The organism is Streptomyces sp. NRRL S-920 (assembly GCF_000717945.1).
Taxonomy (GTDB): Bacteria; Actinomycetota; Actinomycetes; order Streptomycetales; family Streptomycetaceae; genus Streptomyces; species Streptomyces alboniger.
In genome coordinates this window covers 1-625 of record NZ_JODF01000156.1, presented here as the reverse complement: position 1 = coordinate 625, position 625 = coordinate 1, and the positions used below count along the sequence as shown (strand labels likewise).

The 625-nt window shown below is 77.6% G+C and carries 1 pseudogene; it reads right to left on the bottom strand.

The window, feature by feature from the left end:
• A pseudogene (locus IG54_RS43405) lies at positions 1–232 on the bottom strand (hypothetical protein); the annotation flags it as partial.
• Between the last annotated feature and the right edge of the window lie 393 nt (positions 233–625).

The window sequence follows — 625 nt, the reverse complement described above, 5'->3', positions numbered from 1 at the left end:
GCTCGCCGGCCCCGGCCTCCTTCGTCGGCCGGTGCCGTCGGCACCGGGCCGTGGACGCGCCTGGCGGCGCGACGACCTGTTGGGCCCCTTCGGGGCCGGGCCCCCCGGAGCGGGCCGGGCCCTCCTTCGTCGGGCCGAACGGGCGCCCCTGGCGGGGCGGCTGTTCCCGTTCGGGTCCGCTGGCGCGGACCGCCGGGACGTCCGCGCCGGCCGGGCGGAGTCCGGGCAGCACGTGGTTGTGGTGGAGAAGATGGACGCCTCCGGCGGGCCCTTACTCCCAAGGGGGTGGGGGCTCGTCGTGCGTGTGCGGGCCGGTGGGTGGCTGGGGTTGGGGGGTGGCCGGGGGCTCCCCTCGGCCGGACGGGCACCCTTCGGGCTACCACCGAACCTGCGGGGGGTGCCAGGCCGAGCCGCTTCGCGGTCGCGCAAGCGCGAGCCTGGCACCCCCCGCAGAACCGGCGGTACGGCGGAGCTGCCCGACCGACCGAGGGGAGCCCCCGCCCACCGGGCGGAGTTGTGGCGGAGGCCGCCGGGCAGGCCCGCGCGGAGGGGGCGGAAACCGCCGCTGACCTGCGGAAAGATGTGATGCAGGTCACCCGTTCGGAGGACTGTTCCAGGTGGACTC